The following is an 18316-nucleotide window of genomic DNA, read 5'->3' on the forward strand; positions in this document are numbered from 1 at the left end:
GAAATGGCACAAATGATTCTGAGTGTAGTCAGCCAGATTCCTTATGCGAAAGTAGCGACCTATGGACAGATCGCTAAGCTGGCTGGCTTGCCCAAACATGCACGTCTGGTAGGTAGGGTTTTAAGCCAGCTTGATACAGAAACCGATTTGCCTTGGCATCGTGTCCTGAACGCTCAAGGTAAGATCAGTCTCAATAAACTGGATGAATATGGACATAATATTCAACAGCAAAAATTAGGCGCAGAAGGGATCCTATCTGCTGGAAATCGGGTTAGCTTAAAGCAGTATCAATGGGATGGATTTGTTTGAAAGAGAAATCCCCACTTGATTGAAGTGGGGATTTTTTTATTATTTACGGATAACCATTACAGGAACAGTGGCCTGTCCCAAGATGCTTTGCGCAACACTACCCAGGAACAGTTTCTTGAAGCCAGTACGGCCATGTGAGCCAATCACAATCAGATCAGTATTCAAGGATTCTGCTGCTTTGACAATTTCACTATAAATCACCTGACCTTCGAGTAGCTGGGTCTCTGCATCAATACCTGCCGCAGCAAATTTCGCTTTTGCTTCATCAAGTGTCTTCAGAATTGCAGTACGGGCACGTTCAACCAGGTCATTGGTTTGAGCTGCTGTAATGTATTCAGCAGCGATATAGGGATCAAGTGCCAGCACCTGAACCACTGTCACTTTACTGTTAAATGCTTTGGCAATTTCGACGGCTTTATCGACTGCAGCATAGGAAGTTTCTGAACCGTCAACGGGTACTAAAATATGTTCAAATGACATTAGAATTCTCCTTATCGGAAATAAGTTTTATAAAAATATGACGTGTTAAAATCGTGTACGAATTGTTGTTTATACTTTGATCATAACGCGTATTTTATAAAAATAAAACCAAGTAAATACCTCAGTATTATGTTTAACAAAGTAATAATTTTTAATGGTTGGTATATTTTATAAGTTTTTGATTTATATTTATATTTTGAGATTAAAATAATATGATTTTAGAATATTAATGAACTAACTTAAAAAAGCCATCTGATTTTAATACTGCGTTATTACCTGTAATTTTAGATTCAAAAAATCCCTGTTATATAAAACTATAGGAACAGGTTTAAAATTGAGATTTTAATAATGAAAAATCTATCAAACTGCATAAAGATAGACTGCTATTTCTAATAGTAACCTTCTATCAGCATAATTTTAGTGTTCTAAAACTTCCCTTTCCAAGGGTGGGTTAATACCGTTATTTTCTTTTTTAAATTGAGCACGATCTGTAATGGATTTCTCACATTCATTATAGTGATCAATTGCAAAGTTTTTAATTAAGGCGGAACGTCCAGACTGATCTTGGGGTATTTCATATTTAAACGCTTTTTCAGTAAGTTTTATACCAATCAGAGCATGGAGATCATTCGCTGTACCGTAGTGCTGTTTTATTTGCTGAATCATCCATTTCTGTGGTGCACCTTTCAGTCTAAAGAGCATGACTTCTTGAGCCAAACTTTTCACATCATCACATCCTGAAAATCTGCTGCTTGGATGAATAACAGTTGCATTGGCTAAACTTATAACACTCAATAGGAGCAGGCTTAGGTATATTTTGAATTTCGTCATCTTCAGTTTTGCTTTAATCCAGAGATACTATTGGCCATATTTGGAAAAGTATTATAGCGATAGGAAAAGGTCCTAGATTCACTTTTTATTTTGATTCTTCAGCAAGTTATTCTTAAAGTTAAATATTATATGATACGACTTCGATTTAGATTTGGCTTTAAAAGTTGGTACCAATTTTTGTAGATTCTGTTATGGGATTTCGAATTAAATCATGATTTGTACAAAGTTTAAGAGTTTATGATTAATTTGCATAAAGACTGAACATTTGTGGTTTAAAATACTTGACGATACAACCTGAAATTACGATAATGCGCACACAGTTTACGGCTATGTAGCTCAGTTGGTTAGAGCACCGCACTCATAATGCGGGGGTCACAGGTTCAAGTCCCGTCATAGCCACCATTTTTAAAGACCAAGCTCTCAGCTTGGTCTCTTTTTTTGTGCCATAAAAATATCAATAAAAAATTAAGAGAAAGTTCTTCTAAATATCTGTCTGTTTAAATTTTTGAATCTTCTTTTAATTTCTTAACCCTATTTATTGCTTAAAGATAAAAAAATGCCCAAGCATTTACTTGGGCATTATAGCTAATCTAGTTTTGTTAAAACTTAGATACCTGCTTTCCAACCATTAACGACCGGATAGCGACGTTCACGACCATAAGAACGCGAGCTGATACGTGGACCAATCGCACCCTGACGACGTTTGTATTCGTTAATATCAACCAGACGAATCACTTTTTTCACGACTTCAGCTTCAAAGCCTTTGGCAATGATGTCATCCTGGCTCAGATCTTCTTCAATATAAGCATAAAGAATCGCATCAAGTACTTCATAAGCCGGTAATGAATCCTGATCGACCTGATCTGGACGAAGTTCTGCTGATGGTGGGCGAGTAATGACGCGCTCAGGAATCACAGGAGTTTCTGCGATGCTGTTACGGTATTTCGCAAGTTCAAACACAATGGTTTTATAAACATCTTTTAATACCGCAAAACCACCGACCATATCGCCATATAGTGTGCAGTAACCAACGGCAAGTTCAGATTTATTACCGGTTGCCAGAACCAGATTGCCGAACTTGTTAGAAAGCGCCATTAATAGTGTACCGCGTGCACGTGCTTGCAGGTTTTCTTCAGTGGCATCTACAGGGGCATTGCCAAAGAATGGATACAGGGTTTGCAAGAAGCCACTTACAATCGGGTTAATCTCGGCAATACCGAAAGTTACACCCATAGTTTTTGCTTGTTCAGTGGCATCTTCTACACTGATCTGAGCAGTATAGGTATAAGGCATCATCACTGCTTGGACTTTGTCAGGGCCAATCGCATCTGCTGCGATGGCAAGAGTCAAGGCAGAGTCAATACCACCAGACAGACCCAGAATTACACCTGGAAAACCTGAACGCTGTACATAATCACGGGTTGCCATCACCAGACTTTGATAAATCTCGGCCATAGTTTCTAGGGCTGGAGTAATCATGCCTTTGCTGAACTCTAATTTTTCTGCATCATATTCAGCGATATACAGGCCTTTTTCAAAGCTAGGTGCTTGCAGAGCCACTTCGCCTGATTTATTGAGTACAAAGCTGGTGCCGTCAAAGATCAGATCATCTTGGCCACCTACCTGGTTACAGTACACCAGATTGATATTCAACTGTTTGACCAGCGCAGCCATGGTATCGATACGGTGTTGCGGTTTGCCAACTTCGTATGGGGAAGCATTCAGAACCAGCGCAGTATCAATATTCAGTTGAGCCAGCTGTTGAACCGTAGACAATGACCAGACATCCTCACAGATCAGAACACCAAACTTGTGTCCCAGATATTCGAAGACCAGATGCTGATGTCCTTCGCCAAAATAGCGTTTCTCATCAAATACACCATAGTTTGGCAATGTCTGTTTATTATAAACCCCTAAAACTTCGCCATCTTTCATAACGGCGGCTGAGTTATAGCGTTCACCATCTTCGGTTTGATTGACAAAACCAAAGACCATGACGATATCTTTTACTTCAGTCAGTTTCTCAAACGCCAGCTTTGTGCGTTTAGCCAGACTTGGACGAATTAATAAATCTTCAGCCGGATAACCTAAAGTTGAAAGTTCAGGGAAAATAATAAGATCAGCATTATCTTTTTTGGCCTGATTTGCCAAATCTATCATTGTCTGCGTATTTGCATCTAAATTGCCCACATGTGGAGAGAATTGAGCAATCGCAATTTTAAAACTTTTCATTCCAATTAAGTCCTATTCCTATAGGTGAATACACTAAATCACTGATTTTTAAAATTCTAATTATCCAGCTGAGTGCAGTTTGATACGAACAAAATGCCAAATGGCCAAAATTAAAAAAGTCATGACCGCATGATCATTAAATCTTGATTTGCGAGCTAAAAATATCATACTTGGCTTATTTTATCGAAATTTGAGGCAGATGCTAGAGCTGTTTCAGGAGAATTGAAACAGATACACAAAGTTATGATCAGAAATGACTTATTATGGTGCTTTTTTATTCTGGTAAATGCACAAAAATACTCAAATGGATTTAAATGAGTTTATTTTCCAAAAATAGAAATCAACAGAATACTTGAGTGAAAAATATTCAATATCATCTGCTTAACTGATTTTTTAAAATAATATTGGGGATTTTTTTTAGAAAAATATCGCGTGCAATATCTCCCTGTTGTTCAATGTTATAGTCTAAAAAGGATTTGTTGGGATTAAATTGATATTTGTAAGGATTATATTTTCCCATAGTTAAAAAATAAGCGGCTTGTAAAAAAGCACCCTTAAACAACACATTAATATTCTGTTGATATTGATAAATATGCGCCATTTCATGAATGAAAAGCGCCTGATAAGAACGGCTTTCTTTAGAATAATCGTCCCGATAATTCAGGTTACGCACATGAATATAACCACTTGGTGCCATAATCACATGCTTGGATTGCCAAGGCAGGAAAGGGTGATTCAAGACACGGACTGCTGAATAGTCAATCAGGTCAGCAAAGACTTGCTGGCAAAGCCTGATTTCCCCTGAAGTCAAATTCCGGCTTTTAAACTGATCAAAACGAACCATTCTCAGGATAAAAGGAAGTAGGTAAAACAGCATTAAAACTCAATCCTTAACGATAGAAGAGTACTTTCTAGAAATTTGCAGAAATTGAAAATTCTTCAGGCTTACTATTTTAATTTTTTCACATCATTATTGTGTTGGTTTTTGTCAGTTATAAAAAAACCACCCAGAAGGGTGGTTTTTATGTCTTTCAACGCTAACCGAATTAACGGTTGATGTCGCGTTGAACTTCGCCAGTGTAAAGCTGACGAGGACGACCGATCTTGTAAGGACCGCTGTGCATTTCTAACCAGTGGCTGATCCAACCAACTGTACGTGCAAGCGCGAAGATCACAGTAAACATTTCTGTTGGGATACCAATCGCTTTAAGGATGATACCTGAGTAGAAGTCTACGTTAGGGTAAAGGTTACGTTTGATGAAGTATTCGTCAGAAAGCGCGATACGTTCAAGTTCCATAGCAAGAGCAAGCTGTGGATCGTTGATGCCAAGAGCACCAAGAACTTCGTCACAAGTTTCTTTCATTACTTTCGCACGTGGATCGAAGTTTTTGTACACACGGTGACCGAAGCCCATGAGTTTAACTTCTTTAGTTTTCACTTTTTCCATGAAGCCAGCAACGTTTTCTACAGTGCCGATTTCATCAAGCATCTTAAGAACAGCTTCGTTCGCACCACCGTGAGCAGGACCCCAAAGTGCAGAAATACCAGCAGCGATACATGCATATGGGTTAGCGCCAGTAGAACCAGCTAAACGTACTGTAGACGTAGAAGCATTTTGTTCGTGGTCAGCGTGAAGTGTGAAGATACGGTCCATTGCTTTCGCAAGGATTGGATCTACTTTGTAGTCACGGTCTGCAGGAGTAGCAAACATCATGTACAGGAAGTTTTCAGCGTAAGTCAAATCGTTACGTGGGTAAACGAATGGTTGACCAACAGTGTATTTGTAACTCCAAGCTGCCAAAGTAGGAATCTTAGCGATTAAACGAATCGCAGTGATTTCACGATGGTTAACATCTTCGATGTCCAGATTGTTGTGATAGAACGCAGACAACGCACCAACAACACCAACCATGATTGCCATAGGGTGAGCATCACGACGGAAACCGTTATAGAAGCGGCTTACTTGATCGTGAACCATAGTGTGGTTACGAACTTTAGCGTCGAATTCTTCTTTTTGCTCAGCTGTTGGAAGCTCGCCATTAAGAAGTAAGTAGCAAGTTTCTAGGTAATCAGCTTTAGTTGCTAACTGGTCAATTGGGTAGCCACGGTGTAAAAGAACACCTTTATTACCATCGATGAAAGTGATTTTAGACTCGCATGCAGCTGTTGCCATAAAACCAGGATCAAAAGTAAAGTGACCTGCAGCCAACACATCTTTAACGTCGATTACATCTGGGCCCAATGTGCCGCTGTAAATTGGTAATTCAATTTCTTTGCCATCAAGCTGTAAAACGGCTTTCTTGCCAGTTGCTTCAGACATTCAATAGATCTCCTGTCCTGGTGAATGTATATCCGAGTTGTCTATCAATCTTTTAATGCACAAAACGGACGGATCAAAAATTTGCTATAAGATTAGTGGCTACTGAAATTTTGTCAATTATACTTATGGATGAAAAATGACATTCTCACAGTGGTTTAGTCATTTATCTTGGTATAAAAAGTTTAATAAAATCACAGTACCAAACCTCTATAATAAGTCAAATTGAACAGAAGGTGCAGAAAAAAATATAGTCTTTGCCGTATTTGTAAGCGTTTTTTCCTAGCAAAAAATAAAGGAGAAATTGAGAAAATATTCTAAGGCTGCAACTTAAAATTATATAAATCTCGTAACTTACATCGATTTCCTTAAGTTTTTACTTCAAACTTGAATTATAAATAAAAGCAATAAATTTTCTTTTTGGCTCTGTTTAATCGGCTAAAAAATAGCTCGTAAATTTGCTTCACTTTGTTTAATACAACTTAAACAAAAATAAATAAGTGTTTTTTTGAATATAAAATGTCTAAAAACATCAAAAAAACTATGATCTACAAAGAGATAAGTAGGTTTTAGTATAAAAATTCTAAATTGAGATCCCTTTATATAAATAGTCATTATTTATTTGTGAAATATATCCTTATAATTTTACTTGGGATTAATAAGGACTTAGGATCGAAATTATATTTTTGCTGTTCATCTTTAGTCTAAATCTACTTAGTCGAAGCTTGGCTAGATAACAGACTAAATTAATCAAGTTAATTATTAAAAAACAAATATCTAGAATGAGAATATGAAGATAAAGTAAGTGGGGGAGAACTTAAAGTTGTTGTTAATGATTCTTATTTAAAGGTTTTTTGTTCAAAAAGCCAAATACAGTTGTTTGTATTTTAATAGTTCACGTTTTATAATTCAGTGTCGTTTTATGTTTAGGCATGTATTTGCCTGATAATGCCAGCTTTCCTTCGAATTAATTCCAACAAACTCCGGATGGAGTTTTTAACTACAGGATGCCCGCTGTGAAAAGCAACAGACCTGTCAATTTGTCCATGGGTCAAGTTTTAGAAGTAAACTTAAAATCACCCGTGGCTATTGCATCAATTCTACACCGTCTTTCAGGTGTCATCGTATTTTTACTCGTACCGGTCCTTTTGTGGCTGTTGGATAAATCATTGTCTTCAGCAGAAGGTTTTGCTGAAGTGCAGGAAATCTTTAACGGTTTCTTTGTCCGCTTTATCGTATGGGTATTTGTAGCCGGCTTAATTTATCATTTGTTCACTGGTATTAAGCACTTACTTGCAGATATCGGCGTTGCAGAAGAACTGCAAAGCGGTCGTACTGCAGCTACTATTTCATTAATCTTGTCTGCAATCGGTATTGTTGCAGCATTTGTATGGATCGTACTCTAATGAAAAGTGCTACTGGTTTAACAGGTTCAGGTTCTCGTGATTGGTTTGTCCAACGCATCAGTGCTGTAGTTCTAGCTGTTTATACCGTTGTGGTGTTTGGTTGGATCCTACTGAATGGTGGCTTCAACTACGAGCAATGGTACGGCTTTATGATGACAGTTCCAATGAAGATCATGTCTTTGTTGGCAGTCTTATCTCTTGTTGCGCATGCATGGATCGGTATGTGGCAGGTATTCACTGACTATGTGACTACTCGTCAAATGGGTCCATCAGCATCAGGTTTACGCCTTGTACTGACTTCAGCAGTGATTATTGCTGTATTTGCATATGCGATCTGGGCAATCCAGATTTTTTGGGCGAATTGATAGGAAACAATCATGGGCGCTATAACCCCTAAAGAAGATTACACAAATATTCCACACGAAACTTTCGATGCAGTTATCGTTGGTGGTGGTGGTTCTGGTATGCGCGCTTCTTACCAACTTGCTCAAGCAGGTTTGAAAGTTGCGGTACTGACTAAAGTATTCCCAACACGTTCTCACACTGTAGCAGCGCAGGGTGGTATCGGTGCATCTCTTGGTAACATGCAAGAAGATAACTGGCACTACCACTTCTACGACACAGTTAAAGGTTCTGACTGGTTAGGTGACCAAGACGCGATCGAGTTTATGACTCGCGAAGCACCGCAAGTGGTATACGAATTAGAACATTTAGGTATGCCATTTGACCGTAACGCAGACGGTACGATTTACCAACGTCCATTTGGTGGTCACTCTGCAAACTATGGTGAAAAAGCAGTTCCACGTGCATGTGCTGCAGCCGACCGTACAGGTCACGCGCTTCTTCATACGCTTTATCAAAGCAACGTGAAAATGGGTACTCAGTTCTTCGTTGAATGGATCGCGCTTGACCTGATCCGTAACGAAGCTGGTGATGTACTGGGTGTGACAGCAATTGATCAGGAAACTGGTAAAATTGCCGTATTCCAGGCGAAAGCTACATTGTTCGCTACAGGTGGTGCTGGTCGTGTTTACCGTGCATCTACTAATGCTTATATCAACACTGGTGACGGTCTTGGTATGGCAGCTCGTGCAGGCATTCCATTACAAGATATGGAATTCTGGCAATTCCACCCTACAGGTGTTGCGGGCGCAGGCGTACTGTTAACTGAAGGTTGTCGTGGTGAAGGTGCAATCCTTCGTAACAAAGACGGCGAACCGTTCATGGAACGTTATGCACCGACTCTGAAAGACTTGGCTCCTCGTGACTTCGTATCACGTTCTATGGACCAGGAAATCAAAGAAGGTCGTGGTTGTGGTCCTAAAGGCGATTATATCCTTCTTGATATGACTCACTTGGGTGCTGACACCATCATGAAACGTCTGCCATCTGTATTCGAGATTGGCAAGAAATTCGCGAACGTTGACATTACTAAAGAGCCAATTCCTGTAGTACCAACAATCCATTACCAAATGGGTGGTATTCCTACGAATATTCATGGTCAGGTAGTTGTTCCTGAGTCTCCAGAATCTGAAGCTCTAGTAACGAACTACGACAAGAATACTGATACCTATTCTACTAACCAAGAAGGTCGCAACTTCACGAAACCAGTGAAAGGCTTCTATGCGATCGGTGAATGTTCATGTGTATCTGTACACGGTGCAAACCGTCTAGGTACAAACTCACTGCTTGACTTGGTTGTATTTGGTAAGGCTGCTGGTCAGCACATCATCGACTACGTGACTAAACACCACGGTGATGAGTATGAACCGCTTCCTACAACTGTGCTTGAAAACACAATTAAGCGTGTTCGTAAGCTGGATGAATCAACAACTGGTGAGAATGCTCAAGAAGTTGCTGATGCAATCCGTGACATCGTTCAAGACCACGCGGGTGTATTCCGTACAACTGCGCTGCTTGAAGAAGGTGTAAAACAAATTCTTGCAATTGAGCCGCGTGTTCGCAACATTCACTTGAAAGACAAATCTAAAGTATTCAACACTGCACGTATTGAAGCTCTAGAAGTTGAAAACCTGTATGAAGTTGCTAAAGCGACCTTGATTTCAGCTGCTGCACGTAAAGAATGTCGTGGTGCTCACACTGTGGTAGATTTCGAATTACCACCAGATCACCCAGAGTATCCATATGGCCGTCGTGACGATGAGTGGATGAAGCACACTTTGTGGTTCTCTGCTGACAACCGTCTTGAGTACAAGCCAGTGCGTTACAAACCGCTTTCGGTTGATGCAATTCCACCGAAACCACGTACATTCTAATCAGGAGATTAAAGATGAGTAGAGGTACTCGTACATTTCATATCTACCGCTACGATCCTGATAAGGATAAAGCACCGTACATGCAAACTTTTAAGCTTGAACTGACTGATAAGCACCGTATGTTGCTTGATGCGCTTCTTGCATTAAAAGTACAGGACGAATCTTTGACATTCCGTCGTTCATGCCGTGAAGGGATCTGTGGTTCTGATGGCGTGAACATCAATGGTAAAAATGGTTTGGCGTGTCTTTGGAACCTGAACGATTTACCAAACGAAATCACGATTCGTCCACTACCTGGTCTTCCAGTAATCAAAGACCTTGTAGTTGACATGAACCAGTTCTACGACCAGTACAACAAGATTCATCCGTTCTTGATCAACAATCAGCCTGCACCTCCTAAAGAGCGTTTGCAGTCTCCTGAAGAACGTGAACACTTGAATGGTCTGTATGAATGTATTCTTTGTGCATGTTGTTCAACTTCATGCCCATCATTCTGGTGGAACCCAGACAAGTTCTTGGGTCCTTCAGCATTATTGAATGCATACCGTTTCATCATCGATTCGCGTGATACAGGTACTCAAGAGCGGCTGGCTCGTCTTGACGATCCGTTCTCTCTGTTCCGTTGTAAAGGTATCATGAACTGTGTATCTGTATGTCCTAAAGGCTTGAACCCTACTAAAGCAATCGGTCACATCCGTAACATGCTTCTAGATATGGCTGGCTAATTTAGACTGCAATAAACAGTTTTTCAAAAAGCACACCACTTGGTGTGCTTTTTGCTTTATAGGGCTCCATAAACGAACAGTGGTCGTGAAAACTGCTGTTATTGGTGCTGTATCTCATATGATCAAATCGGGTGATGAATCATTGCAGAACATTTTGGTCGGATTTATGCACTATTATGATGTTGTTTGAGGTATTTATGATTTTTAGATGTAATTCTGGACTGAAAAAGGTTTTCAATAATGTTATTATATAACGCAAAGTTGCAAAGGGAGTGGATTGGAAGATTTACTCTCTTTTTGTTTATCAAAAAGATGTAGGACTTTGGTCTACGCTGAATGTGTTTTTCATTTAAAGCTCCCTATGTTAGAGTAATTTCTGATAGAAGTATTTGACTAAAAAACATGCGTTCCTCGTCAAAAAAATCAATTGATTAGTCGAGATCGTGATAGCATTTAGCACAAGACTATATTTAAAAAATGTGTGGGCAGATGTACATTTTTTAAACACGGAAGAGGTTGAGAATAGTATATAAATGTAAGTCAAAGTCGCTTTAGAAAAAATATAGTTTAAATCTTTGTTTTTTCTAAGTCGATTTGCAAAAAATTGCTCGGTCACGATCGGGTATTCAATGAGTGATGATGCCGCTGAGGGGCGTTATTGTTCATTAAACATATCAAGAATTTTCTTGGTGTGGTGATAACGCCTCATGGCTTATGCCTTATGGGGGACTAATGTTGAATTATCAATTTGACATTACTAATCCTGGGTTTTGCTTAAAAAGCATCCTGAAAATGTTTTTGCAATAGGAAATGGGTCCACAAATGCAAGAAGTTGCTGACGCTCTGCGTCTTGACACTGAACTTTCCGCTGATAGTGCAGCGTATATTGAAGAACTTTATGAGCAGTACCTCACTGCTCCAGACTCAGTGGGTGCTGACTGGAGAGCGTACTTCGATAAATTCCCAAAAGGTGATCAACCACACAGCAATGTACGTGAGCAATTCCTACTTTTAGGTCGCAATTCAAGCCGTATTCAGCCTGTTATCCAATCGACAGTTAGTTCAGAGCATGAACGTCGTCAAATTGGCGTTTTACAGCTGATTGCTGCGTACCGTAACCGTGGCCACCAAAAAGCAAAATTGGATCCATTAGGTCTGGCTAAACGCGAAGTTGTGCCAGATCTTGATCTTTCTGCGCACGGTTTAACTCAGTCTGATCTGGACACTATATTCAATACCGGTAACCTTGCGATTGGTAAGGAAGCAGCGACTTTGGGCGAAATGGTCCAAGCGATGGAAGCGACTTACTGTAGCTCTATCGGTGCTGAATACATGCACATCGTGGATACCAAAGAAAAACGCTGGATCCAGCAACGTCTTGAAAGCGCACGTGGTCAATATGGACTAAGTGCTGATCAGAAAAAACATGTTCTTGAACGTTTAACTGCGGCTGAAGGTCTGGAAAAATACCTCGGTAATAAATTCGTGGGTGCAAAACGTTTTGGTGTTGAAGGCGGTGAATCTTTCATTCCTATGGTGAATGAATTGATCCAGCGTGCCGGTTCTGTAGGCTGTAAAGAAGTCGTGATCGGTATGCCACACCGTGGTCGTCTGAACCTTCTGGTTAACATCATGGGTAAAAACCCGGCTGACCTGTTTGGTGAGTTCGAAGGTAAATCACTACATAAAAAAGGTTCTGGTGACGTTAAGTATCACCAAGGTTTCTCTTCTAACGTAATGACTCCAGGTGGTGAAGTTCACTTGGCATTGGCGTTTAACCCATCTCACCTTGAAATCGTTGGACCTGTAGTTGAAGGTTCTGTACGTGCACGTCAAGTCCGTCGTAAAGACATTGGTGGCGATGACGTATTGCCAGTAATTGTTCACGGTGATGCTGCATTTGCAGGTCAGGGCGTAAACCAAGAAACCTTCCAGATGTCACAGACTCGTGGTTACACAGTAGGTGGTACAGTTCATATCGTAGTGAACAACCAGGTTGGTTTCACAACCTCTGATCCACGTGATGCGCGTTCTACAGAATACTGTACTGATATCGCGAAAATGATTCAGGCGCCGATCTTCCATGTAAATGGTGATGATCCGGAAGCTGTGTTGTTTGTTGCTCAGCTTGCCCACGATTTCCGTCATACTTTCCGTAAAGACGTTGTGATCGACATGTTCTGTTACCGTCGTCGTGGTCATAACGAAGCGGACGAACCAGCTGCAACTCAGCCAATGATGTACCAAGTGATCAACAAAAAAGCGACAACTCGTACGCTTTATGCTGACAAACTGGTTCAAGAAGGTGTACTTGATCGTGCTACTGCAGATCAAATGGTTGAACAATACCGTTCTGATCTTGAAGCAGGTAAACATGTTGCCAATGCACTGGTTCTAGAACCGAACAAAAAAATGTTTGTAGACTGGACACCGTACCTGGGTCATGAATACACAGACGAGTGGGATACTACGTGTGATCTAGAACGTCTTAAAGAGCTTGGCCGCAAAATGCGTGAGCTTCCAGAAGGCTTCGTGATGCAGCGTCAGGTATCTAAAGTAATTGACGACCGTCTGAAAATGCAAACTGGTGAAATGCCGCTGAACTGGGGTGCTGCTGAAACTCTAGCCTATGCATCACTGCTAGATGATGGTTATCTGGTTCGTTTAACTGGTGAAGACGTGGGTCGTGGTACATTCTCACACCGTCATGCAAAACTGCATAACCAGGTAGATGGCTCAACTTATATTCCACTTTGCCATATCAAAGAGAACCAACCGCGTGTTGCGATCTATGACTCTTTATTGTCTGAAATGGCAGTACTGGCATTTGAATATGGTTATGCGACTACTCTTCCTAAGAGCCTGATCATCTGGGAAGCTCAGTTCGGTGACTTTGCAAACTGTGCACAGGTGGTGATCGACCAGTTCATCTCATCTGGTGAAACCAAATGGGAACGTGTATGTGGTCTGACTATGCTTCTGCCACACGGCTTCGAAGGCCAAGGTCCTGAGCATTCATCTGCACGTCTGGAACGTTTCTTGCAGCTATGTGCTGAAGACAATATGCAAGTGATGACTCCAACTACACCTGCACAGATCTTCCACGCGTTACGTCGTCAGGCAATCCGCCCGATCCGTAAACCAATGATCATCATGTCACCTAAATCATTGCTTCGTCACAAATTGGCGGTGTCTAACCTGGAAGAACTGGCTAACGGTACATTCCAGACTGTGATCGACGAAGTAGACAACATCAGCAAAGCAGACGTAACCCGTCTGGTATTGTGTGGTGGTAAGGTTTACTACGATCTGGTTGAAAAACGTCGTGAAAAAGAATTGAACAACACTGCAATTGTACGTATTGAACAATTGTATCCGTACCCAGAAGCACGTCTTGCAGAAGTTCTTGCTCAGTATCCAAACGTGAAAGAACTGGTTTGGGCACAAGAAGAACCGAAAAACCAAGGTGCTTGGTTGTTCATCGCGCCTCGTTTATATGACGATGTGATGAAAGCGGGCAAACAAATCCGTATTAGTTACGCAGGCCGTGAAGCTTCAGCTGCACCGGCGTGTGGTTCACCATACTTGCATGCAAAACAACAAGCTCAGCTCGTTAACGACGCTCTAGCGATCGATGCTGAATAATCCAGGAGATTCTAAATAATGGCAACCGAAATTAAAGCACCGGTATTTCCAGAGTCAGTTGCGGACGGTACGATCGCAACTTGGCACAAACAACCAGGTGAAGCAGTATCACGTGATGAAGTGATCTGTGATATTGAAACTGATAAAGTTGTTTTAGAAGTTGTTGCTCCTGCAGACGGTACAATTGCATCAATCGTTAAAAATGAAGGCGATACAGTGCTTTCTGCTGAAGTGATTGCACAGTTTGAAGAGGGTGCCGTATCTGGCGCAACTCAAACTCAAGCAGTTCAATCTGAAACTGAAGCATCAGTAGAGCAAGCTGCTGCAAAAACTGAAGCGGGTAATGCACCGATCGTTGAGCGTCAACAGGTTCAAGACCAAGCTCCAGCAGTACGTAAAGCATTGACTGAATCTGGTATCAATGCTGCTGACGTATCTGGTACAGGTCGTGGCGGTCGCATTACTAAAGAAGATGTTGCGAACCATCAGTCTAAACCTGCAGCGCCTGCTGCTGCACCGTTAAGCGTTGCGGTTGGCGAACGTATTGAAAAACGCGTTCCAATGACTCGTCTGCGTAAACGTGTTGCTGAACGTCTGCTTGCTGCAACTCAAGAAACAGCAATGTTGACTACGTTCAACGAAGTAAACATGAAACCAATCATGGAAATGCGTAACCAGTACAAAGAAGCGTTTGAAAAACGTCATGGTGCACGTCTAGGCTTCATGTCATTCTTCGTTAAAGCTGCGACTGAAGCACTGAAACGCTATCCAGCAGTGAATGCGTCTATCGATGGCGATGACATCGTTTACCATGGTTACTATGACATCGGTGTAGCAGTTTCTTCTGACCGTGGTCTAGTGGTTCCTGTACTTCGTGATACAGACCGTATGAACTATGCTGAAGTTGAAAATGGTATCCGTGCATACGCTGGTAAAGCGCGTGAAGGTAAACTTGCGATTGAAGACATGACTGGTGGTACTTTCACAATTACCAACGGTGGTACTTTCGGTTCATTGCTTTCAACTCCAATCTTGAACACTCCACAAACTGCGATTCTGGGTATGCATAAAATCCAGGAACGTCCTATGGCAGTGAATGGTCAGGTTGAAATCTTGCCAATGATGTACCTAGCGCTTTCTTATGACCACCGTCTAATCGATGGTAAAGAAGCTGTAGGTTTCCTTGTAACAATCAAAGAATTGTTAGAAGAACCAGCTCGTCTGATCCTTGATCTTTAATTCTAAAGAATAAATCCATGGGCTTAGGGTGATCCTCTAGGCCCATTTTTGGAGAGAATAATGTCTCAACAATTCGATTTAGTTGTAATCGGTGGTGGCCCAGGTGGCTACGAAGCTGCAATTCGTGCTGCACAGCTTGGTTTTAAAGTTGCGTGTATCGAAAAACGTATTCATAAAGGTAAACCTTCTTTAGGTGGTACTTGCTTAAACGTCGGTTGTATTCCTTCTAAAGCACTTCTAGATTCTTCTCACCGTTATGAAGATACTGTTAAGCATTTAGATGACCACGGTATTACAACGGGTGAAGTTGCTTTCGATTTGTCTAAAATGCTTGCGCGTAAAGACAAAGTCGTTGAACAATTGACTGGTGGTGTTGCGCAGTTACTTAAAGGTAATGGCATAGAATGGTTACAAGGTACTGGTAAATTACTTGCTGGTAAAAAAGTTGAGTTCGTACCGCATGAAGGCGAAACTCAGGTTTTAGAGCCTAAATATGTCATCCTTGCATCTGGTTCTGTACCAGTCAATATTCCAGTTGCTCCTGTAGATCAAGACCTGATCGTAGACTCAACTGGTGCGCTTGAATTCCCAGAAGTGCCTAAACGTCTTGGTGTGATTGGTGCTGGTGTAATCGGTCTTGAACTTGGTTCAGTATGGCGTCGTCTGGGTGCGGAAGTTGTTGTATTTGAAGCAATGGACGCATTCTTGCCAATGGCTGACAAAGCATTGGCAAAAGACTACCAAAAACTGCTGACCAAGCAAGGTCTTGATATCCGCATTGGTGCAAAAGTTTCTGGTACTGAAGTTAACGGTCGTGAAGTGACTGTTAAATACAGCCAGGGCGGCGAAGACAAAGAACAGACTTTCGATAAGCTGATCGTTTGTGTAGGCCGTCGTGCTTATGCTGAAGGCCTATTGGCTGAAGACTCAGGTATCAAACTGACTGAGCGCGGTCTGGTTGAAGTAAACGACTGGTGTGCAACTTCTGTTGAAGGCGTATACGCAATCGGTGACTTGGTACGTGGTCCAATGCTTGCACATAAAGCAATGGAAGAAGGCGTAATGGCTGTTGAGCGTATCCACGGTCATGCTGCTCAAGTGAACTACGACACTATCATTTCTGTCATCTACACTCACCCGGAAGCGGCTTGGGTAGGTTTAACAGAAGAGCAAGCCAAAGAAAAAGGTCATGAAGTGAAAACTGGTCAATTCGGTTTTGCTGTAAATGGTCGTGCTTTGGCTGCTGGTGAAGGTGCTGGTTTCGTGAAGTTTGTTGCTGATGCAAAAACTGACCGTCTACTTGGTATGCACGTGATTGGACCTGCTGCGTCTGACATCGTTCACCAAGGTATGATCGCACTTGAGTTTGTCTCTTCAGTTGAAGATCTACAGTTGATGACTTTCGGTCACCCAACATTCTCTGAAGTCGTACATGAAGCTGCTCTTGCAGTCGATGGTCGTGCGATCCACGCGATCCAACGTAAGCGTAAGTAATTCTTCGAAGAGCGGCTCAGGCCGCTCTTTTTACATTTGGTGGTTGTTTTTGAATGAATAATCATCTAAAAATAAAGATAAGTAAAATCTAAGATCCAAAAATACCAATATTGATTGATGTGAACCAAGAAATATTGGGAAAACGTGTAATAACAAAGTCAAATAAGTAGTAAAAGGTTAATCAATGAATTTACATGAGTATCAAGCAAAAGCGTTATTAAAAAAATATGGGATGCCTGTACAAGAAGGTATTCTTGCTACCAATGCTGAAGAAACAGTACATGCTTTTGAGCAGCTTGGTGGGAAGTTTGCAGTATTAAAAGCGCAGGTTCACGCAGGTGGTCGTGGCAAAGCGGGTGGGGTAAAAGTGGTAAAGTCGGCTGAAGAAGCAGCTGAATATGCCAATCAGATTATTGGTTCACGTTTAGTGACCTATCAAACCGATGCAAATGGTCAACCAGTCAATAGTATTTTGGTTTCTGAAGATGTTTATCCGGTCGAGCGTGAACTCTATTTAGGTGCAGTGGTAGACCGTTCTAGCCGTCGTATTACTTTCATGGCATCCACTGAAGGTGGTGTCGAAATTGAAAAAGTTGCAGAAGAAAATCCTGAAAAAATCATTAAAGTCGAAGTTGATCCTTTAGTAGGATTATTGCCATTTCAGGCGCGTGAAGTGGCGTTTGCACTTAAGTTAAAAGATAGCCAGATCAATCAATTTGTTAAAGTCATGACAGCTGCTTACCAAGCCTTTGTCGAAAATGATTTTGCTTTATTTGAAATTAACCCACTCTCTGTTCGTGAAAATGGTGACATTCTCTGTGTCGATGCCAAAGTCGGTATTGATTCAAATGCGCTATACCGTCTGCCTGAAGTTGCTGCTTTACGTGATAAATCACAAGAAAATGAGCGTGAGCTGAAAGCATCTGAATTTGACCTGAACTATGTTGCTTTAGAGGGTAATATTGGTTGTATGGTCAATGGTGCCGGTCTTGCGATGGCAACCATGGACATTATCAAGCTTTATGGTGGTCAACCAGCTAACTTCCTGGATGTAGGTGGTGGTGCAACCAAAGAGCGTGTCATCGAAGCATTTAAAATTATCTTGGCAGATTCTTCTGTACAAGGTGTCTTGATTAATATTTTTGGTGGAATTGTACGTTGTGACATGATTGCTGAGGCAATTATTGCAGCGGTTCAGGAGGTAAATGTCACTGTACCTGTAGTCGTTCGTCTTGAAGGGAACAATGCAGAGCTTGGTGCCAAGTTACTGGATGAATCTGGTTTGAAATTGATTTCTGCAAATGGCTTGGCCGATGCTGCAGAAAAAATTGTTGCTGCAGTAAAAGCTTAAGGAGTATCAC

General features: G+C 41.3%; 14 protein-coding genes and 1 tRNA gene. 10 read left to right on the forward strand and 5 right to left on the reverse strand.

Annotation, left to right across the window (positions count from 1 at the left end; all coding sequences use genetic code 11):
* The first annotated feature begins 12 nt into the window (after positions 1 to 12).
* Positions 13 to 309: an MGMT family protein gene (locus G5T77_RS09020; RefSeq protein WP_159122871.1), complete on the forward strand. Its 297-nt coding sequence runs from the start codon at positions 13 to 15 to the stop codon at positions 307 to 309.
* A gap of 39 nt (positions 310 to 348) precedes the next feature.
* Here the strand turns inward: G5T77_RS09020 and G5T77_RS09025 are convergent, their stop codons facing one another.
* Complete coding sequence (locus tag G5T77_RS09025; RefSeq protein ID WP_166137003.1) at positions 349 to 789, reverse strand: universal stress protein; 441 nt, start codon at positions 787 to 789, stop codon at positions 349 to 351.
* 417 nt (positions 790 to 1206) lie between these two features.
* Positions 1207 to 1620 (reverse strand): hypothetical protein, encoded by a 414-nt coding sequence (locus tag G5T77_RS09030; RefSeq protein ID WP_171523055.1) that lies wholly within the window; start codon positions 1618 to 1620, stop codon positions 1207 to 1209.
* Positions 1621 to 1945: 325 nt separating this feature from the next.
* On the opposite strand from G5T77_RS09030, the gene G5T77_RS09035 reads away from it, so the two are divergent.
* Positions 1946 to 2022: transfer RNA gene (locus G5T77_RS09035), tRNA-Met, on the forward strand.
* 204 nt (positions 2023 to 2226) lie between these two features.
* Here G5T77_RS09035 and G5T77_RS09040 read toward each other — a convergent pair.
* The 3 genes from G5T77_RS09040 to gltA form a co-directional block, all read right to left on the reverse strand.
* A complete protein-coding gene (locus G5T77_RS09040; protein ID WP_166137000.1) occupies positions 2227 to 3852 on the reverse strand; it encodes an NAD+ synthase in 1626 nt (541 codons plus the stop codon).
* A 373-nt stretch (positions 3853 to 4225) separates the two neighbouring features.
* Entirely contained in the window at positions 4226 to 4729 is a 504-nt protein-coding gene (locus G5T77_RS09045) for a hypothetical protein (protein WP_166136998.1), read from the reverse strand.
* A gap of 169 nt (positions 4730 to 4898) precedes the next feature.
* The gene (gene gltA / locus G5T77_RS09050) at positions 4899 to 6173 is read right to left on the reverse strand and encodes a citrate synthase (protein WP_004782984.1); all 1275 of its coding nucleotides are present in this window, start codon (positions 6171 to 6173) and stop codon (positions 4899 to 4901) included.
* Between the two features lie 1004 nt (positions 6174 to 7177).
* Between gltA and sdhC the strand changes: the two genes are divergently transcribed.
* The 8 genes from sdhC to sucC all read left to right on the forward strand — a co-directional run bounded on the left by sdhC (position 7178) and on the right by sucC (position 18306).
* The gene (gene sdhC / locus G5T77_RS09055) at positions 7178 to 7576 is read left to right on the forward strand and encodes a succinate dehydrogenase, cytochrome b556 subunit (protein WP_034705238.1); all 399 of its coding nucleotides are present in this window, start codon (positions 7178 to 7180) and stop codon (positions 7574 to 7576) included.
* Complete coding sequence (gene sdhD, locus G5T77_RS09060) at positions 7576 to 7941, forward strand: succinate dehydrogenase, hydrophobic membrane anchor protein (RefSeq protein WP_004782980.1); 366 nt, start codon at positions 7576 to 7578, stop codon at positions 7939 to 7941. Before sdhC ends, sdhD begins: the two co-directional genes overlap by 1 nt.
* 12 nt (positions 7942 to 7953) lie before the next feature.
* Entirely contained in the window at positions 7954 to 9852 is a 1899-nt protein-coding gene (locus tag G5T77_RS09065) for an FAD-binding protein (RefSeq protein ID WP_004782979.1), read from the forward strand.
* 14 nt (positions 9853 to 9866) lie between these two features.
* Complete coding sequence (locus G5T77_RS09070) at positions 9867 to 10577, forward strand: succinate dehydrogenase iron-sulfur subunit (protein WP_004782977.1); 711 nt, start codon at positions 9867 to 9869, stop codon at positions 10575 to 10577.
* An 822-nt stretch (positions 10578 to 11399) separates the two neighbouring features.
* Positions 11400 to 14222, forward strand: coding sequence for a 2-oxoglutarate dehydrogenase E1 component (locus G5T77_RS09075; RefSeq protein ID WP_004782976.1), 2823 nt, complete (start codon positions 11400 to 11402; stop codon positions 14220 to 14222).
* Between the two features lie 18 nt (positions 14223 to 14240).
* On the forward strand, positions 14241 to 15461 hold the full coding sequence (odhB, locus tag G5T77_RS09080) for a 2-oxoglutarate dehydrogenase complex dihydrolipoyllysine-residue succinyltransferase (RefSeq protein WP_005234619.1): 1221 nt from the start codon (positions 14241 to 14243) through the stop codon (positions 15459 to 15461).
* Between the two features lie 60 nt (positions 15462 to 15521).
* Entirely contained in the window at positions 15522 to 16955 is a 1434-nt protein-coding gene (gene lpdA / locus G5T77_RS09085; RefSeq protein WP_004782973.1) for a dihydrolipoyl dehydrogenase, read from the forward strand.
* 184 nt (positions 16956 to 17139) lie between these two features.
* Positions 17140 to 18306 (forward strand): ADP-forming succinate--CoA ligase subunit beta, encoded by a 1167-nt coding sequence (gene sucC / locus G5T77_RS09090; RefSeq protein ID WP_004782971.1) that lies wholly within the window; start codon positions 17140 to 17142, stop codon positions 18304 to 18306.
* Positions 18307 to 18316: the final 10 nt, after the last annotated feature.

Origin of the sequence: Acinetobacter sp. GFQ9D191M (genome assembly GCF_011174875.1) — a bacterium.
Taxonomy (GTDB): Bacteria; Pseudomonadota; Gammaproteobacteria; order Pseudomonadales; family Moraxellaceae; genus Acinetobacter.